Genomic DNA, 19026 nt, shown 5'->3' on the forward strand with positions numbered 1-19026 from the left:
CCAACATCACAAGGTGAATTCGGTATGACTACAAGCAATCTGAGCAGCGCCACCGGCAGTGCCGTCGGAGGAGCGGGCGGCATGGCCAACCTGAAGCTGGTGTTTCGCCGCTACAAGATCATCGCGCTCCTGATCGCCATCGCCATCATCTGGGGCTTCTTCAGCTTCATGACCGATGGCGGTTTCCTCACACCCCGCAACCTGTCGAACCTGCTGCGCCAGATGTCGGTGACCGGCATCCTCGCCTGCGGCATGGTACTGGTCATCATCGCCGGTGAAATCGACCTCTCGGTAGGTTCCCTGCTGGGCTTGCTGGGCGGCATCGCCGCGCTGCTGGACGTGAGCCACCACCTGCCGCTGGCGCTGAACCTGGTCCTGGCGCTGGGCTTCGGCCTGGGGCTGGGCCTGTTGAACGGCTACCTGACCGCCTACCTGGGCATTCCCTCCTTCATCGTCGGACTGGGCGGCATGCTGGCTTTCCGCGGCATCCTGCTGGGCATTACCGGCGGCCTCACCATTGCGCCGGTGTCGGACAACATGGTCTATCTGGGCCAGGGCTACCTGCCGCCGCAGATCGGCGTGGCGCTGGGCATCGCCTTGTTCGTGCTGGCGGTGGCGCTGACCTGGATGAGCCGCGTCAACCGCAGCCGTCACGGCCTGCCGCTGGCGGCCCTCTGGCGCGATGGCTTGAAGGTGCTGGTGATCGGTGCGGTACTGCTGGCCTTCGTGCGCACGCTCAACAGCTATGACGGCATTCCCGTGCCGGTGCTGCTGTTGCTGGCGCTGCTGGGCCTGTTCAGCTACGTGAGCACGCAGACCGTGTTCGGCCGCCGCATCTATTCGGTGGGCAGCAACATGGAAGCCACCCGCCTGTCGGGCGTGAACGTGCAGGCCGTCAAGCTGTGGGTGTTCGGCATCATGGGCCTGATGTGCGCACTGGCCGGCCTGGTCAATACCGCCCGCCTGGCTGCAGGTTCGCCGTCGGCGGGCAACATGGGCGAACTCGATGCGATCGCCGCCTGCTTCATCGGCGGCACCTCCATGCGCGGCGGCTCCGGCACCATCTATGGCGCGCTCATCGGTGCACTGGTGATGGCCAGCCTCGACAACGGCATGTCCATGCTGGACGTGGGCACCTACTGGCAGATGATCGTCAAGGGCAGCATCCTGGTGCTGGCGGTGTGGGTCGACGTGAGTACCCGTTCGGGCCGCTGAGCGCAATACTGAACAAATTGTTTATATCGTTTCCGGGCCGCATCTGCGGCCCATCCTATCCTCTGGAGTACCAAGCATGACCGCAGCTACCCCCACCGTCTTCGAACACGCCCTCTATCGCAGCCTCGCCGGCAAGCGGGTCGTCATCACCGGCGGCGGCAGCGGCATCGGTGCGGCGCTGGTGGAAGCCTTCGCCGGGCAAGGCGCGCAGGTATGCTTCCTCGATATCGCCACCGAACCATCGGAAGCGCTGGTGGCCTCGCTCAAGGATGCCGCAGTGACACCGCGCTTCTTCCCCTGCAACCTGATGAACCTGGACGCCCTGCGTGCCACCTTCGCCGACATCGAGACCGTCATGGGCGGCGTCGACATCCTCATCAACAACGCCGCCAATGATGACCGCCACAAGAGCGAAGACGTCACCCCCGCTTACTGGGATGAACGGCTGGCCGTGAACCTGCGCCACCAGTTCTTCTGCGCCCAGGCCGTGCTGCCGGGGATGCGTGAACGCAAGGGCGGCGTGATCCTCAATTTCGGCTCCATCTCCTGGCATCTGGGCCTGCCCGACCTGACGCTCTACATGACGGCCAAGGCCGGCATCGAAGGCATGACCCATGGCATGGCGCGTGATTTCGGGCGCGACGGCGTGCGCGTCAATGCCATCATCCCGGGGGCCATCCGCACCCCGCGCCAGACGCTGCTCTGGCACACCCCCGAAGAAGAGGCGAAAATCCTGGCTGCGCAATGCCTGCCGGTCCGCGTCGATCCGCATGATGTCGCGGCGCTCGCGCTGTTCCTGTCCTCCGACAGCGGTGCCAAGTGCACCGGCCGCGAGTACTACGTCGATGCCGGCTGGCTGGGCGCGTAACTTATCCACACGCCTTTTCGGCCCAGAGGAATCCATGAACAAGCCACACGCCACACCCCGTCGCTTCCGCTCCCAGGATTGGTTCGACAATCCCGACCACATCGACATGACCGCACTCTACCTGGAGCGCTTCATGAACTACGGCATCACCGCCGAAGAATTGCGCTCGGGCCGTCCCATCATCGGCATCGCCCAGAGCGGCAGCGACATCAGCCCATGCAACCGCATCCATCTGGAGCTGGCCAAGCGGGTGCGCGATGGCATCCGCGATGCGGGCGGCATTCCCATGGAATTCCCGCTGCATCCGATCTTCGAGAACTGCCGCCGTCCGACCGCCGCCATCGACCGCAACCTGGCTTACCTGGGCCTGGTGGAAATCCTGCATGGCTACCCCATCGATGCCGTGGTGCTCACCACCGGCTGCGACAAGACCACGCCCTCGCAGATCATGGCGGCGGCCACCGTCGACATCCCGGCCATCGTGCTCTCCGGCGGCCCCATGCTGGACGGCTGGATGGACGGCGAACTGGTGGGCTCGGGATCGGCCATCTGGAAGGGCCGCAAGCTGCTCTCGGCAGGCAGCATCGACAACGAGAAATTCCTGGAGATCGCCGCCGCATCGGCCCCCTCCTCCGGCCACTGCAACACCATGGGCACCGCCTCCACCATGAACGCCATGGCCGAGGCGCTGGGCATGTCGCTCACCGGCTGTTCGGCCATCCCCGCCCCCTATCGCGAACGCGGCCAGATGGCCTATGAGACCGGCCGCCGCATCGTCGGCATGGCTTATGAAGACCTGCGTCCCTCGGCCATCCTCACGCGCGAGGCCTTCCTCGATGCCATCGTGGTCAATGCCGCCATCGGCGGCTCCACCAATGCCCAGCCGCACATCATGGCCATGGCGCGCCATGCGGGCGTGGAGCTGCATTCGGAAGACTGGATGAAGTATGGTTACGACGTGCCGCTGCTGCTGAACATGCAGCCGGCCGGCAAGTACCTGGGTGAACGATTCCACCGCGCCGGCGGCGTGCCGGCCATCATGTGGGAACTGCAGCAGGCCGGCAAGCTGCGCGCCGAACGCATCACCGCCACCGGCAAGACCATGGCCGAGAATCTGCAGGGCCGTGCATCGAACGACCGGGAAATGATTTACGCATTTTCCGCCCCGCTGCGCGAGCGCGCCGGTTTCCTGGTGTTGAAGGGCAACCTGTTCGACTTCGCCATCATGAAGACCAGCGTGATTTCGGAAACTTTCCGCGAACGCTATCTCAGCACGCCCGGCCAGGAAAACATCTTCGAATGCCGCGCCGTGGTCTTCGACGGGTCGGACGACTACCACGCCCGCATCAACGACCCGGCGCTGCAGATCGACGAGAACACGTTGCTGGCCATTCGTGGCGCCGGTCCGGTCGGCTGGCCCGGTTCGGCCGAGGTGGTCAACATGCAGCCGCCCGATGCGCTCATCAAGCGCGGCATCTCGACCCTGCCCACGCTGGGCGATGGCCGCCAGTCCGGCACTTCCGACAGCCCCTCCATCCTCAATGCCTCGCCCGAGAGCGCCGTCGGTGGCGGACTGGCGTATCTGCGCGATGGCGACCGCGTGCGCATCGATCTCAACACCGGAGAATGCAACATGCTCATCAGCGAGGAAGAACTGGCGCGCCGCAAGAGCGAAGGCATTCCGCCGGTGCCGCCCAGCCAGACACCCTGGCAGGAAATCTATCGCAGCACGGTCGGCCAGCTGGAGACCGGTGCCTGCATGGAGCTGGCCCTGAAGTACCAGGGCGTGGCGCAAACCCTGCCACGGCACAATCACTGACATGCTGACCCTGCATCGTGAATTGCGCATGCCACCGGCCCCGGTGAGAAGGATCAAGGGGCCGATGCGCATCGACGCGCACCAGCACTTCTGGCGCTACCGTTCCGAGGATTATCCGTGGATCGGTACCGGCATGGACCTGCTGGCGCAAGACCGCCTGCCCTACCAGTTCCAGCCCCTGCTGGACGCCCAGGGCCTGCATGCGTCGATCACGGTGCAAGCCCGTCCGGGCCACGAGGAAACCGGCTTCCTGCTGGAGATGGCGCGGCGCGATGCACGCATCGCCGGCGTGATCGCCTGGGATGACATCGCCTCGCCGCAACTGGCCGAGCGCATGGAGCAATGGGGCCGTCCCAAGATGCTGGGGCTGCGTCATCCGATGCAGGACGAGGATGACGCCGCGCAGGCGCTGACCCAACCGCAGTTCAATCACGGCGTGCGCTGGCTGCAGGAGCGCGACTACGTGCTGGAGGTGCTCACCCATGAACGCCACCTGCCGCAGCTGCGCCAGCTCTGCGCCTTGCACGACCAGCACTGGGTGGTCCTGAATCATCTCGGCAAGCCGGCCCTGAAGGAATTCCGCAAGGGCCGCGCCGCCTATGAACGCTGGCGCCAGCAGCTGCATGAGCTGGCCGCCATGCCCCACGTGGCCTGCAAGATCTCGGGTCTGCTGACCGAGGCCGACTGGCTGCGCGGCCTCTGCACACGCGACTTCGATCACATCGTGCAGTGTCTCGATACGGCGCTGGAACTGTTCGGTCCGCAGCGCCTCATGTTTGGCTCCGACTGGCCCGTCTGCCTGCTGGCCGCCTCCTATGCAAGGGTGGTGGCGGTGGTGCGGGAATGGGCCGCGCGCCGTCTTTCTCCTGCTGACCAGGATGCCCTGTGGGGCGAATCCTCGGCCCGGATTTACGGCCTGATGCCATAAGGTTTTCCCCGGCTGCCTTTTCATTGCCAAGCGGTTTTCACGGTGCGATATTGCGCCAGGGAACGCTTTGTCATGACAAGGTACGGGGAGACAAAAATCAAACGCCTCAAACGCAACATGACCCTGCTGGTCGGCTCGCTGACCCTGATGGCAGGGATCATCACCAGTGTGGTGCTCTACCAGAGCTACAAGCAGGTAGAACGCATCTCGGTCAACCACACCCTCAACGTGGCCCGTATCGCGCAGCGTTCGATCTCGCGCAACATGGAGCTGCTCTCGCTGGCGCTGGACAGCCTGGCCTGGCGCTATCGCCATACCCAACTGCATCGCATGCCGGCGCAGCAGCAGCTTGATTTCCTGCTCGGCGAAAAGATCGAGGCCGGCTACATCGCCGCCCAGGGCATCATCGATGCCGATGGCCAGCGCGTGGTCGGCTCGCCGGTGCTGGAGGAGATCATGCCGGGCAATTTTTCCGGACGCGATTTCTTCGAGGTGCCGCGACAGGACACGCGCGGCACGCTCTACATCTCGGCCCCGCAGGCGGTGCGGCTGGAACGGCGCGCCCAGGTGATCGTGCTCTCCAAGCGCCTGGTCCATGTCGATGGCAGTTTCGGCGGGGTGGTCTTCATGGTGCTCTACCTGGATTATTTCCGGCAGCTGTTCGAGGCCATGTCGCTGGAAAAAAATGCGGTCATGTCGCTCTACTCGGTGGACGGCGTGGCCTACATGCGGCTGCCTTATGACGAGGCCTTCATCGGCTCCCGGGTGGAGAACGCGCCGCAGCTGCAACACCTGCTGGCCGCAGGCACACCGGCCGAAGGCAGCTATTTCACGCGTTCCCGGCAGGATGGCGTGCAGCGTCTCTACACCTACGTGCGCGTACCGCAGACGCGCTGGGTGGTCTTCATCGGCCACACCAAGGAGGCGCTGTTCCGTGAATGGATGCGCATGTTCTATGCGGTGGTGTTCCTGATGGCGGTCTTCAGCACGGCGGCCGCCTACCTCATCAGCCGCGTGCGTGAAGAATTCTTCCGGCGCAGCAAACTGGACCAGCAGCTGGAAGAGCAGGCCCGCACCGACAAGCTGACCAGCCTGCTCAATCGCCGCGCCCTCGACGACGCCTTGCAGGAAGCCTGGCACAAGTGCCAGCGCAATGAATCGGCGCGCTTTGCGGTGCTGTTTGCGGATGTGGACTTCTTCAAGCTCTACAACGATACCTACGGCCACAAGGCGGGCGACTATGCGCTGGTGGCCGTGTCCCGCTGCATCAAGGCGGCGGTGTCCCGGCATTGCGACCGGGCCGGACGATATGGCGGGGAGGAGTTCGTGGTGCTGCTCGATGAAGCCGATGCCGAGGGTGCGGTGCATGTGGCCAAGCTGATCATCGCGGCGCTGCAGGGGCAGAAGATCCCGCATGAGCGCAGCCCCTTCGGCCGGCTCACCATCAGTATCGGCGTGGCATGCCTGGAGCGCGGCATCCATCGCAGCATCGAGGAAGTGGTCAAGGCCGCCGACCAGGCGCTCTACCAGGCCAAGCGCGAAGGCCGCAACCGGGTGCGGCTGTTCCAGGCGCCGGCCGAGATGACGCCGGCCGGGTGGCAGTTCAGTTCAGCGAACAGTTGAGCCACTTGGCGATGCGCACGCCATCCAGGCGCGAGCCATCGGCCGTGCCGCTGCCCAGCATGGTGACGATCACCGGGCGGCGGTCATGCACCAGCAGGCGCAGCACCATGTTGTGGCCGGACTCGTTGATGAAGCCGGTCTTCTGTACCGTGGCATTGACCTGGCCGTAGCGGATCAGGCGGTTGGAATTGATGTACTGCAGCTGGCCGCGCCCGATGTTGATGATCTTCTGCTTGTCCAGCGAATCATTGCGGATGAGCTGGTAGCGGTTGGCCGCCTTGACCAGTTCGGCCAGTTCGCGCGGGGTCGAGACATTCTCGGGCGAGAGGCCGGTGCCATTTTCGAAATGCGTATGGGGCATGCCCAGCGCCTGGGCGCGTGCATTCATGGCGGCGATGAAGGCCGGACGGCCGCCCGGATAGTCGCGGCTCATGGCGGCCGCAGCGCGGTTCTCGGAAGACATCAGGGCGATGTGCAGCATGTCGGCGCGCGACAGGCTGGCCCCCACGTTCAGGCGCGAGTGGGTGAATTTCAGGCTGTCCAGGTCGTCCTCGGTCACTTCCAGGCGATTGGCCATGGGCAGCGGCTTCTGGTCCAGCCAGACGATGGCCGTCATCAGCTTGGTCACCGAGGCGATGGGGGCAACCGTATCGGCGTTGCGCTCGAAGAGCGGCGTATTGGTTTCTTCATCGAGCACGTACACCCCGCGCGAGAAGATGTGGCGGCGCGAGGCTTCGGTGAAGCCGCAGCGCGGCAGCAGCTCGGGCTTGGTGTTGGTGCTGACGGCCGGGGCCGGGCTCGCTGCGGTGGTCGTGGCGGCGGCGGCAGTGGCAGCGGTAGCGCCGGTGGCAGCCACGGCAGCCGCCGCTGCGCGGCCACGGCGGCGGCCGCGCGCCGGAGTGCGCGCCGTCGCAGGCGCGGCGGCCTTCTTGCGCACGCTGCGATTGCGGCCCTTGGCGCCGCTGCTGGCAGCCCGGTGCTTGCCGGCCGTGGAGCCGGCCGCCTGGGCCTCGCTGACCTTGCCCGAGAGCGCCGTGAGCGCCAGCAGCAAGACGCTGCACATCAGGAGACGGACCACCATGCCGGCCCGGCGCAGGCCAGGCCCAATGAGCAGGGAAAAGCGTAAATCATTGCCGGAACGGGGCTGCTGCGTGCGAAACATCGTCGAAAACCTTAGTCGGTGCAATCATCCAGGAACGGCCATGATACGGAAACTTGGCTTTCGTTGCAGCAACCTTCACCTCCGTACGGCCATAAGTGAAAAAGATGACAAGACGACAAGTCCCGAAGAGGCAGCCGCAGCGGACACAATTTGCTTCCCTGGCTGCAACCGGGCGGCGCATAATCTGTCCATTCCCGGCCGGGGGCAGACTGCTTCCGGCGCACTCCGTCTGACTGAATCAACGATTTTCTTCATGTCCAATCTCATCGTACACGGTGGCCGCCCGCTGCGCGGCGACATCATCCCCTCTGCCAACAAGAATGCCGTCCTCCCCATCCTCTGCGCCACCCTGCTGACCGACCAGCCGCTACGGCTCATCGGCATCCCCGAGATCACCGACGTCAAGAAGATCCTGGAGATCTTCCGCGTGCTGGGCAGCGAGGTGAAGGTGGACTACGCCAGCGGGGTGCTGGAACTGCATCACCGCGATACGCACTTTGATCCCAAAGTGCACCACCTGCCGGAAGAAATGCGTTCTTCCATCATGCTGGTGCCACCGCTGCTGGCGCGCTTCGGCGTGGCGCGGCTGGAGAACGACGTCAAGGGCTGCACGCTGGGCGTGCGCGAGATCGATCCCCACGTCGAAGTCTTCCAGCGCTTCGGCGCCCGGGTGGAAAGCAGCCCCGATTCGCTCATCATCCGCACCACCGGCCGCATGCAGGCCAATCATCACTGGCTGGACTATGCCTCGGTCACGACGACCGAAAACTTCGTGCTGTGCGCGGCTGCCGCCGAGGGCGAATCGGTGCTCACCAATGCCGCCTCGGAGCCGCACGTGCAGGAATTCTGCCGCTTCATGGTGATGATGGGCGTGCAGATCGATGGCCTGGGCACCTCGCGCGTGACCGTGCGCGGTGGCCAGCAGCTGGGCGGCGGTGAATTCCGCTTCGACGAGGATTTCCACGAGATCGCCACCTTCCTCGCCATGGGCGCCATCACCGGCGGCCAGGTGCGCGTGCGCAACAGCGCGCCGGAACAATTCCCGCTGATCGACCGCACCTTCGCCAAGTTCGGGGTGGACGTGGTGCATGAAAACGGCTGGTCGCACACGCGCCAGAACGGGCCGCTGAAGGTAGTCAAACCCTTCACCAGCAACATCCTCACCAAGGTGGAAGCCGCGCCCTGGCCCTATCTGCCGGTGGACCTGCTGCCCATCTTCATCGCCCTGGGCGTCAAGGCCGAGGGCAACACCATGTTCTGGAACAAGATCTACGACGGTGCCATGGGCTGGAGCAGCGAATTGTCCAAATTCGGTGCCCATGTTTTCCTGGGCGATCCGCATCGCCTGATCACCTTCGGCGGCCTGCCGCTGTCGCCGGCTTCGGTGGAAAGTCCCTACATCATCCGTGTGGCCATTGCGCTGTTCATGGTCGCCGCCAGCATCGAAGGGCGTTCCGAGATCCGCAATGCGCTGCCGATCCGGCGCGCCCACCCCAAGTTCGTGGAGAACCTGCGCTCGCTGGGCGCTGTGGTGGATTGGGTCGAGGAAGACTGATCCTGCGGTAGCCAGGCCGTCTCCTGGCGCAAGGGAAGGAGCCCCGTCGGGCTCTTTCCGCTTTGATCCGATACCGTTTCCATCCTGCGGTGCTCACTTCGCAGCACCTGATTTCCCCCTCCCGCCGTCCGGTTTTCGCACCGGCATCCGATGCGTCCGGCATCGTCCCGAAGGCCAGCATTTCTGGAAAGCCACCACTTTGTTTTGCCGCGCTGCAGGCCCGGTTCGGCGCACTTTTGGAAGCGTCCAAAACATATGCTTCTTGACCAAATAAATCGAATTTTTTCGACAGCCCTGCGACGACCTGCCAAGGATAATTTCTGCCGTTAATCTACGCCGTGGCGGAAGTATTGGTCATGCGTGGCGGTTGCGGTCACGTCACAAGAACACAAGACAAGGCTGGCCGGCCGCTGCACACACCCGCTTGAGCTCCCTCCACCGGGACAGGCTTCGCCCCACTGATCCGAGAGCAGACCTTTTGGTCCGGACAGTCCTGTCCCAGCCGCACTGATCGCCATGCCTGCCCACCGGGCGGTGCCGTGGCCTCTGTCGTCCCGCGGCCGGCGTAGTCGTGACCAACATGCATGCCGGATGACGCGATCGGGCATGTCTTCAACGACAGAGCAGCCACCATGAGCATTACCGTATTGAACCTGACCGAAGCCAGCGCCCTGCTGCGCTCCATCAACAAGCGCGACATCAAGGATGTGCGTGCCATCGACCTCGACCTGGCGCTGGTGCTGGAAAACGGCCACAAGATCATCATCAGCCGTGGCGCCGTGGCAGCGGTGAATTCACCGCAGATGGTGCTGGAATTCGCCGATGGCGACATCGCCCTGGGCGATGTGTTCGAGAAGCTGAACCATATCGAGGTCCCGGCGGAGGCGGCCGTGACGGTCACCTCCAAGGAGATCAAGCGCTACGGCATCAAGCGCGTGGTCAAGCCCAAGACGGCCAGGGACGAAGAAGACGCCACCCGGCCGGATAGCGACGAGGCCCGGCCCACGGAGGCCCTGGCCAGTGATGGCGGCACCGCCAATGGCCGCGCCAGCGAGCTCGCCGATGGCGGCAGCGGCGTGCGCCAGGCCGATGTCAGCGGTATCGGTGAAGCCAACACTTCCTCCACCTTGACGGCCCAGGGCAGCCCCGGAACCGAGTCCGCAGCCAGCAAGGGCAGCGGCCTGTCCTGGCCGGTGATTGCGGGTGGTCTGGGCTTGCTGGCTGCCGCCGGCGGCGGTGGGGGTGGCGGCGGTGGCGGCAGCAACGCCGGAGCTGCCGCTACGGCAGGCAGCGGCGGTGGCGGCGGCACGCCCGCCACGCTCTCCGGCGCGGCCGCACTGGGCCCGCTGAACAACGCCACCATCACCGCCTATGATGCCGAAGGCCGCGTGATCGGCAAGGCCGTGCCGGTGGTCAATGGCCGTTACACGCTGGTGCTGGAACAATCCGGCTACAAGGGCCTGATCCTGCTGGCCGTGCGCGACAACACGCCCGGCGTGGCCGACAACTACGCCGACGAAGCCACCCTGCGGGTGAACGACCTGGGCACGACCGTGCTGCGCGCGGTCGCCCTGGCCGATGGCAGCAACCAGATCATCAACGTGACGGCGCTGACCGAGCTGGCCACGCAGAAGGCCGGCCTGACCACCGGCCAGACCAGCCTGGCCGCCGCCCAGGTCGGTGCGACCATGGTCACCGGCGCCAACGCTGCAGTCAGCAGCCTGTTCAAGGTCGACATCCTCTCCGGCGACGTGGCCCCGGTCACGACCACCAATGCCCAGGGCGCGGCGGTCATCAATCCCGAATTCGCGCGCACCGCCAGCGTGACGGCACGCAATTACGGTATCGCCCTGAAGTCCATCGCCAACCTCACGCCCACCGACCCGACCCGTTACGGCACGCTCGACGCGGCCATCAAGAAATTGGCCGACAGCCTGCAGTTCACCGATGCCTTGCTGACCCGGCTCAAGTGGAGCGACAGCACGACCCAGTCCGATCTCTTCGGCGAACGCCTCAATGCCCGCGCCAATGACCCGGCGCTCACCGCCGCCGAGCGCCAGCAGGCGCGCACCCTCTACGAGCTGGTCCATTCGGGCGACACCATCTTCAAGCTGCGCAACACGTCACCGGCCTACTTCGGTGCCGAATTCTCCGAGAACGGCGTGCCGCTGGTCGACATGAGCAAACCCGTCTACCGCACTGGTCCTGCCGACAGCGACTGGTACGTGTGGTCGGCCCAAGGCGGCGGCTACATCATTTCGCGCCGGGGCAACAGCGGCGAGTGGTATCGCGAGGCGCCGTCTGCGCAGCCCGCGCAGACACCGGAAGCTCCCGCAGGCATCCTCGTGCAAACCGGTGCAGGCGACGACAGGCTCACCGTGGGCAGCTTCGGCAAGGCAAGTGCACTGAAGGCGACCGTCACCGACTTTACCGTCGGCATGGACCGGGTGAAGGTCTTTGGACAGGTCGTGAACCAGGACTTCGTGAAGAACTACGTCACGGCGTCCGACCTCAACGGCAGCACCCGCTTGCAGATCGACCTGGACGGTGCGGGTGCCGGCAAGCTGTATTACCACCTGACCCTGCAGGGCGTGCAGTACAACCCGTCCACGATCGGTAGCATCTTCGGCGTGTAAGCGGCAGGTCTCACCAGCCAAAGCACAAGGGCGGCCAGATGGCCGCCCTTGTGCTTTCTTGCGTGGCTGCGAGGTTCAGAACAGCAGGATCAGCAGCAGGATGATGGGAATCGGAATACCCAAGAGCCAGAGCAGAATGGCGCCCATATCAGTCTCCTATGAAGGTTGGTGTTCAGGTTCGGCAAAACGTGGCCAGGGACGCCGCCGCTCAGTGCAGCTCGGGTTCCCCGACGCGATGGGCGTGAAGTTCATGACGCAGCACCGGTTCGCCGTAGAGTTCATTGCGGTCCCGCAGGCGGCCGCCATAGGTGGCCAGCAGGCTGGCGATGAAGGCACCGCACAGCAGCGCCAGGAACATCCACAGCGAGGCGTAGGCCGCGGCCTTGCGGGCAGCGTCAGCGGCTTCCTTGGCCTTGGTGGTGGCCTGGTCCAGGTTGCGCTGGTAGGCGGCGAAGGTGTCGGCCACACGCTTCTCGGCATCGGCTTGCGACAGGCCGGTATGGCGTGCCACCAGTTGGCCCAGGTAGCGCTTGTCGTTGTCGGCCAGTTGCTGGTTGGCCAGCGAATAACCGAAGACGCGGACCACTTCCATGCGCTGGGCCGAGGTCAGCTCACGGCCATCAGCGGGCGTCGGCGCGGCCAGCGGGGCGGCCGGTGCGGCGGTAGCGGCATCGCTGCCGGCAGCCGGGGTTACCGGCGCGGCAGGCGCTGCGCTGGTGTTGCCAGTGCCGCCAGTGGTACCGGTACGGAACATCGAATCGATGAAGTAACCCGAAGCGCGATCGGCCAGGTTGCCGGCTTGTTGCGCGCCCTCCGGCCCCATGGCCGCAGCGGTGGCTGCCGCGCCGGTACCAAGGACGCCGCCAGCGGCACCCAGGGTCTTGGCACCGCCCGAGATGACGCTGCCCACGGCCGAGCCCAGCAGGGCGGCGGTGGCCAGCGAAGCGACGGCCCAGGCCAGCAGGCCATGTGCGGTATCGCGGAAGTAGACCTCACGGGTATGCAGGCCCGCCCATTTTACGCGCAGGCGGCCGGCCAGGAAGCCACCGATGGCCGAGGCGGCGATCTGGGTGAAGAGCAGCCAGCCGGCCGTGGAATAACCGATGGCCTTGGCCGAGACGCCTTCGCCGGACCACGGCGAGATCGACGAGAAGCCCAGGCCAAAGCCCAGCATCACCAGGATGAAGGACAAGGCCGCCGCCGCGAAAGCGCCGGCCAGGATGGCGCCCCACGAGACGCCGGAGCCGTTGTTGTTGACGGCCTCGACGCTGGCCGGTGGAAGGGGGTGGATGGTTGAGGTGGTCATGAGTCTCCTCGCGATTCTTGATGGATTGATCTCTGCGACGTGCGCAGGGCTGGGGGGCATTGCCACGCTAGAGACTCTAGGGGCGCGCCGACGGCGGCGCCATCGGCGGAGTTCGGCAGGTGGCGTAGGAGAGCAGGAGCACCGCGCGTCGGCGTGCAGGAAAACGGGCAGAAATGCGTACAGAAGACGTTGCAGAAAGAAGCACCGGAAACTGCACAGCATCGGCCTGCCGAGTCTTATAGAATGAGCGCCTCACTCAACGGCGCCCGAGCGCGCTACTCCACCCTGCTACGGATTCCCATGGCCAACACCCCGATCACCCATTTCCTGTTCGACCTCGACGGCACGCTCATGGACAGCGATGCCCTGCATCACGCGGCCTTCAATACCATCCTGTCGCGCTGGAACCGTTCGGTCGACGTGGAGTACTACAAGACCCACATCATGGGCGCCTCCAACGCGATGATCTTCGACCACCTGTTCCCCGGCATGCCGGCCTCGGAGTACCAGCCGCTGGCCGAAGAAAAGGAACAGCTGTTCCGCTCGCAGCTGGACCAGCAGGTCGCGCCCACGCCCGGCATCGAACGGCTGCTGGATCACATCGCCCGCATCGGCGGCCGTACGGCGGTCGTCACCAATGCCCCGCGCGCCAATGCCGAGCTGATGTTGAAGGCCACCGGCCTGGCCGGCCGCTTCGACACCCTGGTCATCGGCGATGAACTGGAACGTGCCAAACCCGATCCCCTGCCCTACCTGACCGCCCTGCAACTGCTGGGCGGCACGCCGGAGCAGGCGGTGGCCTTCGAGGATTCGAGCTCGGGCGTGAAAGCCGCCAGCAGCGCGCAGGTCTGGACCTTCGGCATGCTGGGCGGACTGGATGAGGCGCGCCTACGCGCTGCCGGTGCCCATGCGGTGATCCGCGACTTCAACGGCCAGGCGCTGTGGGACAAGATCGGCGGATAAGCCCTCGCCCTCAGTGCGGGCGGGCCGCCTCGAAGTGATGGTCCGGCAGGAACCACAGCAGGGCCAGCAACACGTAGATGGCGGTCGCCCCCAGCGGGGTGGCCAGTGACAGCGGAATGGCCAGCGCATAGAGCAGGATGGAGAGCGCATTCTTGCGGCCATGGCCCAGGAGCGCGGCCAGCGAAGGATGTGCCGCTTCGCTGTGGCGCAGGGCGCGCTTCAAGAGCAGGAAAGAGACCGAACACATCAGCAGCACCACGCCGTAGCAGGCCACGGGTGCGCTCTGCCGATGATGGTTGGCCACCCACGAGGTGACGAAGGGCAGCAGCGACAGCCAGAACAGCAGGTGCAGGTTGGCCCACAGCACGCGCCGGTCGACCTGCGTGGCCAGCTGCAGCAGGTGATGGTGGTTGACCCAGTAGATGCCGATGTAGACGAAGCTCAGGACATAGCTCAGCAGCGGCGGCATGAGCGGGGCGAGATCGGCCAGGCTGGCGCCCTGCGGTGTCTGCAAGCCCAGCACCATGATGGTGATGGCAATGGCGATGACGCCATCGCTGAAGGCTTCCAGGCGCGACTTGTTCACGGCGCGGCCTTGGCCGGCAGCGGCTGGCGCCATTCCCACACCACCATCGCCACCAGGATCAATACCGGCACGATCAGCCCGGCGAAGCCCACGAGGTGATAGGCGAAGGCGGCGGCGATGGCGCCGATGCCGAAAGAGAGCACCGGCCACACGAACTTGATGCAGCGCTCGGTGGTACCGGCATCAGCCGCGCCGCGCAGCATGTCCACCACGTCGATCACCACTTGCGTGACGTTGCCCGTCATCAGCGAGGTCGGTGCCAGGTGCGCCAGCAGCAGTCGGCTGATGGCGCTGTGCACGCCCATGGAAGCGGTGCCCAGCAGGCCCGAGGCCATCACCCAGCCCGCCGTGGGCGACTGCACCGGGGTGGCGGCGATGCCGCAGAGCATGAATCCGATCAGCAAGACCAACTGCAGCAGCAGCGACCAGCCCAGCGCCCGGCCGTTGCGGCGCAAGATGGCAGCGATGAAAACGCGCGCCACCGCCACGCCGAGGATGAAGGCCGGGAAGGCCAGGAATTTCAACAGGATGGACATCTGCTCCGTATCGGCCAGGGCCGCGCCGATGAGGATGAAGTTGCCCGTCACGTGGGCCGTGAACAGCCCGAACAGCGCAATGAAGCCCAGCGTGTCGACATAGGCGGCGAGAAAGGCCAGTCCCGAGGACTGGAGGCGGTTGCGTTGTGCGGTATTCATGAGGTGTCTCGCTTCTGAGGGGCGGGGGCAGGCCGCACACCTTAGCACCGCCGCAGCCGCGCGCCCATTATCCCTGTGGATAAGACAAGTCTTGCGGAACGCGTCAACTCCTTGCCGATTCGGCAACGATATGGCGTTGATAGATGCAACAAAGGCATTTTCTACAAAAAACAGCACATTTGTACAATCCAAAGCCGGTCTGAATGCAGATGATGGCAACACTGCAAGGCCAGTGGTGCCGGCGCTTTCCGGAGCGTGCGGGGTTCGCCCTGATCGGCCTTGCTGGTGCAAGCATTTTCTCAACTGGCAGACGGATTTCAATATGGAAAGCACCGTATACGTCGTCGACGACGACGGGATGGTCAGGACCGCCCTGTTGAGACTCTTGGCCTCGGCCGGCATGAAGGCGCGGGGCTTTGCCTCGGCCGAAGAATTTCTGCAGGAAGCACTGCCCGGCGAGCCCTGCTGCCTGCTGCTGGATATGAAGATGCCGGGTTCGGACGGCTTCGAGGTAGTACGGCGGCTGGAGCATCGGGGCGATGCCATTCCGATCATCTTCATTTCCGGCTACGGCACCATTCCCGCGACGGTCCAGGCAATGAAGGCCGGCGCCCATGAGTTCCTGACCAAGCCGGTCGAAGAGGAGCGTCTGCTTGGCGCGGTAAGGGAGGCCCTGGCCCTGGCCAGCCGCCAGTTGCACTTGCGGGTGGAGCATGCCGCCAATGCCTCGCGCCTGGAAACGCTGACCCCGCGTGAGCGTGAAGTGCTGGAACTGGCCATCGGCGGCCTGCTCAACAAGCAGATCGCCACCGAACTGGGCATCAGTGAAATCACCGTCAAGGTCCACAAGCGCCGCGTGATGGACAAGATGCAGACCAAGACCCTGGCCGACCTGGTGCGGGCGGCGGAGCGCTTGCAGATTCATTCGGCGCGGCAGCGGTGAGGCTGCGTCACGGATGATTGTCACCCAGCTGGGGGCTTCATTGCGTTGCGGACCATGACCGGCAACGACAGCAAGCGGCGATCGGATTCGAAAGCCTTCGAAACCGACCGGATTTTGCCACGTTCATGAACACCTCCTTTCTTTCCATCAGTAATCTGTGCGGCTCTGACAGCAGCCCGGGCGGTCTCCATGACTGCCCGCACAACCACGATGGGCAATCTGAAGAACATCATCGGCGCCGGCGGTGAATACCTCTGCGGTATTGAACTCATGCGTCCGGTCATTGCATCGGCTTTCCTGCCACGTGGCTTCCTGCCGGCCGAAGGCGGCTGCCTGTTCGAGGCGCTTCATTTCGGCGGAAAGGAACCGACCTATGACTATGTGGTGTATCTGCTGGATGCGACTGCAAGGCGTCTCGGGCCGTTCTTCTTCCTGCAAGTCAAAACCACGCTGAAAACCCCGGACATCACGGGCGCTTATGCCATGCGTTTCAGTGCGGCGGCAGTGGCACGTGCACACGCCATGAAGACACCCTTCTTCGTGGGCATCGTTGACCGCAGTACCGCGCGGCGGGAAAAGATCTATGTGAAGGGAATAGACGCGCGCCAATCAAAGGGGATCGCAAGTCTTGCGCCACTGCACGACCTGGCCGAAGACGCAGTCAAGATCGCCATCTACAACGAAGTCTGCCGCGTCTGGGCGCTGCGCAACAATCCGCCCCTGACACAGCTCATCTGAGGAGCCACCATGCCACGTTCCCGTCGTCAAGAAATCGCACACCAATTTGCCGAGGGCCTGGTTGCGCAAATGCTGCAGCGTTCCGGCAGTGAATTTTTCCACGTAACACCTGCCCGCTCGGGGGGGCACATCGACCTTCTGGTCAGCCAGGGTGACGGCCTGTGTGCCATCGAAGTCCAGTATGCAGAGCGCGCCGAGGGCGTCGAGCAACTCTGGAGCGAATGGAAAGACGTCGCCCGCGCATCCGGCATGAAGCACAGCTCTGCGCTGGGACGAACGATGAAGGCGATACGACGGCAGACGAAGACCCCTCCATCAGATCCCGATGTGCATCTGGTCGTGGTCACCGGCACGGGAGACCGGATCTATGCGGAGCGAACCATCGCGCCGTTATTGATGCCGGATGATCGTACCCACATTTCCGTACTGGGTGAATGAGCCCGGCACGGACTGCATTACCCTTGCCCCCTCACCCACCCCATCGGCCCCACCCCCATCACCTGTTTGAACACCCGGCTGAAGTGACTCTGGTCCGAAAAGCCGCATTCCAGCGCGACGACTGACATGCTCTTGCCGCCCTCGCGCAGCAGGCGGCAGGCCAGGGCAATGCGCTGACGCTGCAGCCAAGCATGCGGCGGCAGGCCAAAGCTGAGCTTGAAGGCGCGCGAGAAATGCGCCCGCGACAAGCCGCATTGTGCCGCCAGCTCGGCCAGCGTCAGGCGCTGCCCCAGGTGCGCCAGCATGTAGTCGCGCACCCGCACCTGCTGCCATCCGGCCAGGCGGCCGCTGCTACGGGGCGCCGGCTGGCCGCCGTAGTGCTGCGCCAGGTGCGTGTGCAGGGCCAGGGTGACGGTGTCGACGAAGACCGTGTCGCCATCATTGGCGGCCTCCCCCAGCATGGGCAACATCGCCTGCACCAGGTGCCAGACCACCGGATCGCGCACCGCCTGCCGTGGCTGCAAGGCGCTGATGCGGCGCCCGCCCTCCTCGCTCCATTGCTCGATGGTGGCGCGCGGCAATTGCAGGCGCACGTTGTCGTAGGCCGAGAGATGCTGGCAGCGCCACTGCTCGCGCAGGTCGGTGATGGCCATGTCGCCCACGCGGTGGCCACCGGCATGCACCAGCTGCTGGCCGCGCCAGAGCTTGTGATGGCGGAAATCCTGCAACTGCACGATGACCGAAAAGGCCTCATCGCCCGGGATGTCGAGCACCGGCGGCTGCGCTGGCGCAACCGGCTGGGCCGCGCGGGCCAGCATGATGTCGTCCTGCAGGCTGAGTCGTTTCATGAAAGGAGACGGCAAGGGGTGGATCCGGTAAAAAAAGGCGGGAAATGAACAGAAATATTGCGGCCCGCTCCGCCGGCCGGCAACAGGCCGGCCCATCCGCAACAGGGTGAAGGAAAACGAAAAAAGGCAGAGCCGTCAAGCTCTGCCTTTTGCCACGGACGTCAACGCTTACATCGAAGTCCGCCCGGATTCGAACAGGAACCAGGCCCGCTGCTCGGCCTCGTCGATCCAGTTCTCCAGCAGGCTGGCGGTGGCCACGTCGCCATGCTCATCGCACAGCGCATGGGTAGCCATCATGAAACCGACCAGGCGCAGGTTGTCCTCGCGCAGTTCGGCCAGCATGTCGGAGGGGGTAACGAAATCGGCATCGTTGTCGGCCAGCCGTTGCAGTCGGCCGATATGCCCGGTGGAACGCAAGGTGGTCGCGCCGATCTTGCGTACCCGCTCGGCCACCGCATCGGTGATGGCGAGGATCTGCCCGGACTGGTCGTCCAGCAGCAGGTGGTAATCGCGGAAATGCGGTCCCGACATGTGCCAGTGGAAATTCTTCGTCTTCAGGTACAGCGCGAAGATGTCCGCCAGCAGCATGGTCAGGGCGCCACCGATTTCCTGCGTGGCCAGCTCCGGGAGTGCGCCAGGCGTGGCCAGCGGCGCCAGTCGCCGCTTTTCCAGCTGCTGGCGCTGGGTTGCATCCAGGCTCATG

The 19026-nt window shown here is 64.8% G+C and carries 17 protein-coding genes; 11 read left to right on the forward strand and 6 right to left on the reverse strand.

Annotated features, from left to right (window positions below; genetic code table 11):
* Positions 1-24: 24 nt before the first annotated feature.
* The 5 genes from ACLRDN_RS23290 (at position 25) to ACLRDN_RS23310 (ending at position 6453) form a co-directional block, all read left to right on the forward strand.
* Positions 25-1215, forward strand: coding sequence for a sugar ABC transporter permease (locus ACLRDN_RS23290; protein WP_413458203.1), 1191 nt, complete (start codon positions 25-27; stop codon positions 1213-1215).
* 76 nt (positions 1216-1291) lie between these two features.
* Positions 1292-2083, forward strand: coding sequence for an SDR family NAD(P)-dependent oxidoreductase (locus tag ACLRDN_RS23295; protein ID WP_413458204.1), 792 nt, complete (start codon positions 1292-1294; stop codon positions 2081-2083).
* A gap of 34 nt (positions 2084-2117) precedes the next feature.
* On the forward strand, positions 2118-3902 hold the full coding sequence (locus tag ACLRDN_RS23300; protein ID WP_209533947.1) for an IlvD/Edd family dehydratase: 1785 nt from the start codon (positions 2118-2120) through the stop codon (positions 3900-3902).
* Position 3903: 1 nt separating this feature from the next.
* On the forward strand, positions 3904-4830 hold the full coding sequence (locus ACLRDN_RS23305; RefSeq protein ID WP_413458205.1) for an amidohydrolase family protein: 927 nt from the start codon (positions 3904-3906) through the stop codon (positions 4828-4830).
* 117 nt (positions 4831-4947) lie between these two features.
* On the forward strand, positions 4948-6453 hold the full coding sequence (locus ACLRDN_RS23310; protein WP_413458206.1) for a diguanylate cyclase: 1506 nt from the start codon (positions 4948-4950) through the stop codon (positions 6451-6453).
* On the opposite strand, the gene ACLRDN_RS23315 is transcribed toward ACLRDN_RS23310, so the two are convergent.
* On the reverse strand, positions 6434-7534 hold the full coding sequence (locus ACLRDN_RS23315; protein WP_413458207.1) for a serine hydrolase: 1101 nt from the start codon (positions 7532-7534) through the stop codon (positions 6434-6436). The two genes, ACLRDN_RS23310 and ACLRDN_RS23315, sit on opposite strands and share 20 nt — an antisense overlap.
* Before the next feature lie 334 nt (positions 7535-7868).
* Between ACLRDN_RS23315 and ACLRDN_RS23320 the strand changes: the two genes are divergently transcribed.
* Together ACLRDN_RS23320 and ACLRDN_RS23325 are read left to right on the forward strand one after the other, a co-directional pair.
* Positions 7869-9170 (forward strand): UDP-N-acetylglucosamine 1-carboxyvinyltransferase, encoded by a 1302-nt coding sequence (locus tag ACLRDN_RS23320; protein WP_413458208.1) that lies wholly within the window; start codon positions 7869-7871, stop codon positions 9168-9170.
* A 632-nt stretch (positions 9171-9802) separates the two neighbouring features.
* Positions 9803-11806, forward strand: coding sequence for a hypothetical protein (locus tag ACLRDN_RS23325; protein ID WP_413458209.1), 2004 nt, complete (start codon positions 9803-9805; stop codon positions 11804-11806).
* Positions 11807-12014: 208 nt separating this feature from the next.
* On the opposite strand, the gene ACLRDN_RS23330 is transcribed toward ACLRDN_RS23325, so the two are convergent.
* Positions 12015-13112, reverse strand: coding sequence for a hypothetical protein (locus tag ACLRDN_RS23330; protein WP_413458210.1), 1098 nt, complete (start codon positions 13110-13112; stop codon positions 12015-12017).
* A gap of 300 nt (positions 13113-13412) precedes the next feature.
* Between ACLRDN_RS23330 and ACLRDN_RS23335 the strand changes: the two genes are divergently transcribed.
* Positions 13413-14075 carry an HAD family hydrolase gene (locus ACLRDN_RS23335; protein WP_413460439.1) on the forward strand — a complete coding sequence of 221 codons (663 nt, stop codon included), beginning with the start codon at positions 13413-13415 and terminating at the stop codon, positions 14073-14075.
* A 10-nt stretch (positions 14076-14085) separates the two neighbouring features.
* Here ACLRDN_RS23335 and ACLRDN_RS23340 read toward each other — a convergent pair whose 3' ends face one another.
* Both ACLRDN_RS23340 and ACLRDN_RS23345 read right to left on the reverse strand, forming a co-directional pair.
* Positions 14086-14661, reverse strand: coding sequence for a TMEM175 family protein (locus tag ACLRDN_RS23340; RefSeq protein WP_413460440.1), 576 nt, complete (start codon positions 14659-14661; stop codon positions 14086-14088).
* Positions 14658-15356, reverse strand: a complete 699-nt coding sequence (locus ACLRDN_RS23345; protein ID WP_413458211.1) for a YoaK family protein — start codon at positions 15354-15356, stop codon at positions 14658-14660. The genes ACLRDN_RS23340 and ACLRDN_RS23345 overlap by 4 nt, the downstream gene beginning before the upstream one ends.
* Positions 15357-15678: 322 nt before the next feature.
* Between ACLRDN_RS23345 and ACLRDN_RS23350 the strand changes: the two genes are divergently transcribed.
* The 3 genes from ACLRDN_RS23350 (at position 15679) to ACLRDN_RS23360 (ending at position 17475) form a co-directional block, all read left to right on the forward strand.
* The gene (locus tag ACLRDN_RS23350) at positions 15679-16299 is read left to right on the forward strand and encodes a response regulator transcription factor (RefSeq protein WP_088756598.1); all 621 of its coding nucleotides are present in this window, start codon (positions 15679-15681) and stop codon (positions 16297-16299) included.
* 189 nt (positions 16300-16488) lie between these two features.
* Positions 16489-17037: a hypothetical protein gene (locus ACLRDN_RS23355; RefSeq protein WP_413458212.1), complete on the forward strand. Its 549-nt coding sequence runs from the start codon at positions 16489-16491 to the stop codon at positions 17035-17037.
* Positions 17038-17046: 9 nt separating this feature from the next.
* Positions 17047-17475, forward strand: a complete 429-nt coding sequence (locus ACLRDN_RS23360) for a hypothetical protein (protein ID WP_413458213.1) — start codon at positions 17047-17049, stop codon at positions 17473-17475.
* A 17-nt stretch (positions 17476-17492) separates the two neighbouring features.
* Here ACLRDN_RS23360 and ACLRDN_RS23365 read toward each other — a convergent pair whose 3' ends face one another.
* Positions 17493-18323 carry a helix-turn-helix domain-containing protein gene (locus ACLRDN_RS23365; RefSeq protein WP_413458214.1) on the reverse strand — a complete coding sequence of 277 codons (831 nt, stop codon included), beginning with the start codon at positions 18321-18323 and terminating at the stop codon, positions 17493-17495.
* Between the two features lie 168 nt (positions 18324-18491).
* Positions 18492-19025: a Dps family protein gene (locus ACLRDN_RS23370; protein WP_413458215.1), complete on the reverse strand. Its 534-nt coding sequence runs from the start codon at positions 19023-19025 to the stop codon at positions 18492-18494.
* Position 19026: the final 1 nt, after the last annotated feature.

Origin of the sequence: Herbaspirillum huttiense (genome assembly GCF_047300815.1) — a bacterium.
Classification (GTDB): Bacteria; Pseudomonadota; Gammaproteobacteria; order Burkholderiales; family Burkholderiaceae_D; genus Herbaspirillum; species Herbaspirillum huttiense_A.

Excerpts from the sequence above, each read along its gene's own strand:
- ACLRDN_RS23365 (WP_413458214.1), bottom strand. The coding sequence starts at position 18,323 with ATGAAACGACTCAGCCTGCAGGACGACATCATGCTGGCCCGCGCGGCC.
- ACLRDN_RS23290 (WP_413458203.1), top strand. The coding sequence starts at position 25 with ATGACTACAAGCAATCTGAGCAGCGCCACCGGCAGTGCCGTCGGAGGA.
- ACLRDN_RS23370 (WP_413458215.1), bottom strand. The coding sequence starts at position 19,025 with ATGAGCCTGGATGCAACCCAGCGCCAGCAGCTGGAAAAGCGGCGACTG.
- ACLRDN_RS23305 (WP_413458205.1), top strand. The coding sequence starts at position 3,904 with ATGCTGACCCTGCATCGTGAATTGCGCATGCCACCGGCCCCGGTGAGA.
- ACLRDN_RS23310 (WP_413458206.1), top strand. The coding sequence starts at position 4,948 with ATGACCCTGCTGGTCGGCTCGCTGACCCTGATGGCAGGGATCATCACC.
- ACLRDN_RS23325 (WP_413458209.1), top strand. The coding sequence starts at position 9,803 with ATGAGCATTACCGTATTGAACCTGACCGAAGCCAGCGCCCTGCTGCGC.
- ACLRDN_RS23300 (WP_209533947.1), top strand. The coding sequence starts at position 2,118 with ATGAACAAGCCACACGCCACACCCCGTCGCTTCCGCTCCCAGGATTGG.
- ACLRDN_RS23360 (WP_413458213.1), top strand. The coding sequence starts at position 17,047 with ATGCCACGTTCCCGTCGTCAAGAAATCGCACACCAATTTGCCGAGGGC.
- ACLRDN_RS23345 (WP_413458211.1), bottom strand. The coding sequence starts at position 15,356 with ATGAATACCGCACAACGCAACCGCCTCCAGTCCTCGGGACTGGCCTTT.
- ACLRDN_RS23350 (WP_088756598.1), top strand. The coding sequence starts at position 15,679 with ATGGAAAGCACCGTATACGTCGTCGACGACGACGGGATGGTCAGGACC.
- ACLRDN_RS23320 (WP_413458208.1), top strand. The coding sequence starts at position 7,869 with ATGTCCAATCTCATCGTACACGGTGGCCGCCCGCTGCGCGGCGACATC.
- ACLRDN_RS23355 (WP_413458212.1), top strand. The coding sequence starts at position 16,489 with ATGACTGCCCGCACAACCACGATGGGCAATCTGAAGAACATCATCGGC.
- ACLRDN_RS23335 (WP_413460439.1), top strand. The coding sequence starts at position 13,413 with ATGGCCAACACCCCGATCACCCATTTCCTGTTCGACCTCGACGGCACG.
- ACLRDN_RS23295 (WP_413458204.1), top strand. The coding sequence starts at position 1,292 with ATGACCGCAGCTACCCCCACCGTCTTCGAACACGCCCTCTATCGCAGC.
- ACLRDN_RS23315 (WP_413458207.1), bottom strand. The coding sequence starts at position 7,534 with ATGGTGGTCCGTCTCCTGATGTGCAGCGTCTTGCTGCTGGCGCTCACG.
- ACLRDN_RS23330 (WP_413458210.1), bottom strand. The coding sequence starts at position 13,112 with ATGACCACCTCAACCATCCACCCCCTTCCACCGGCCAGCGTCGAGGCC.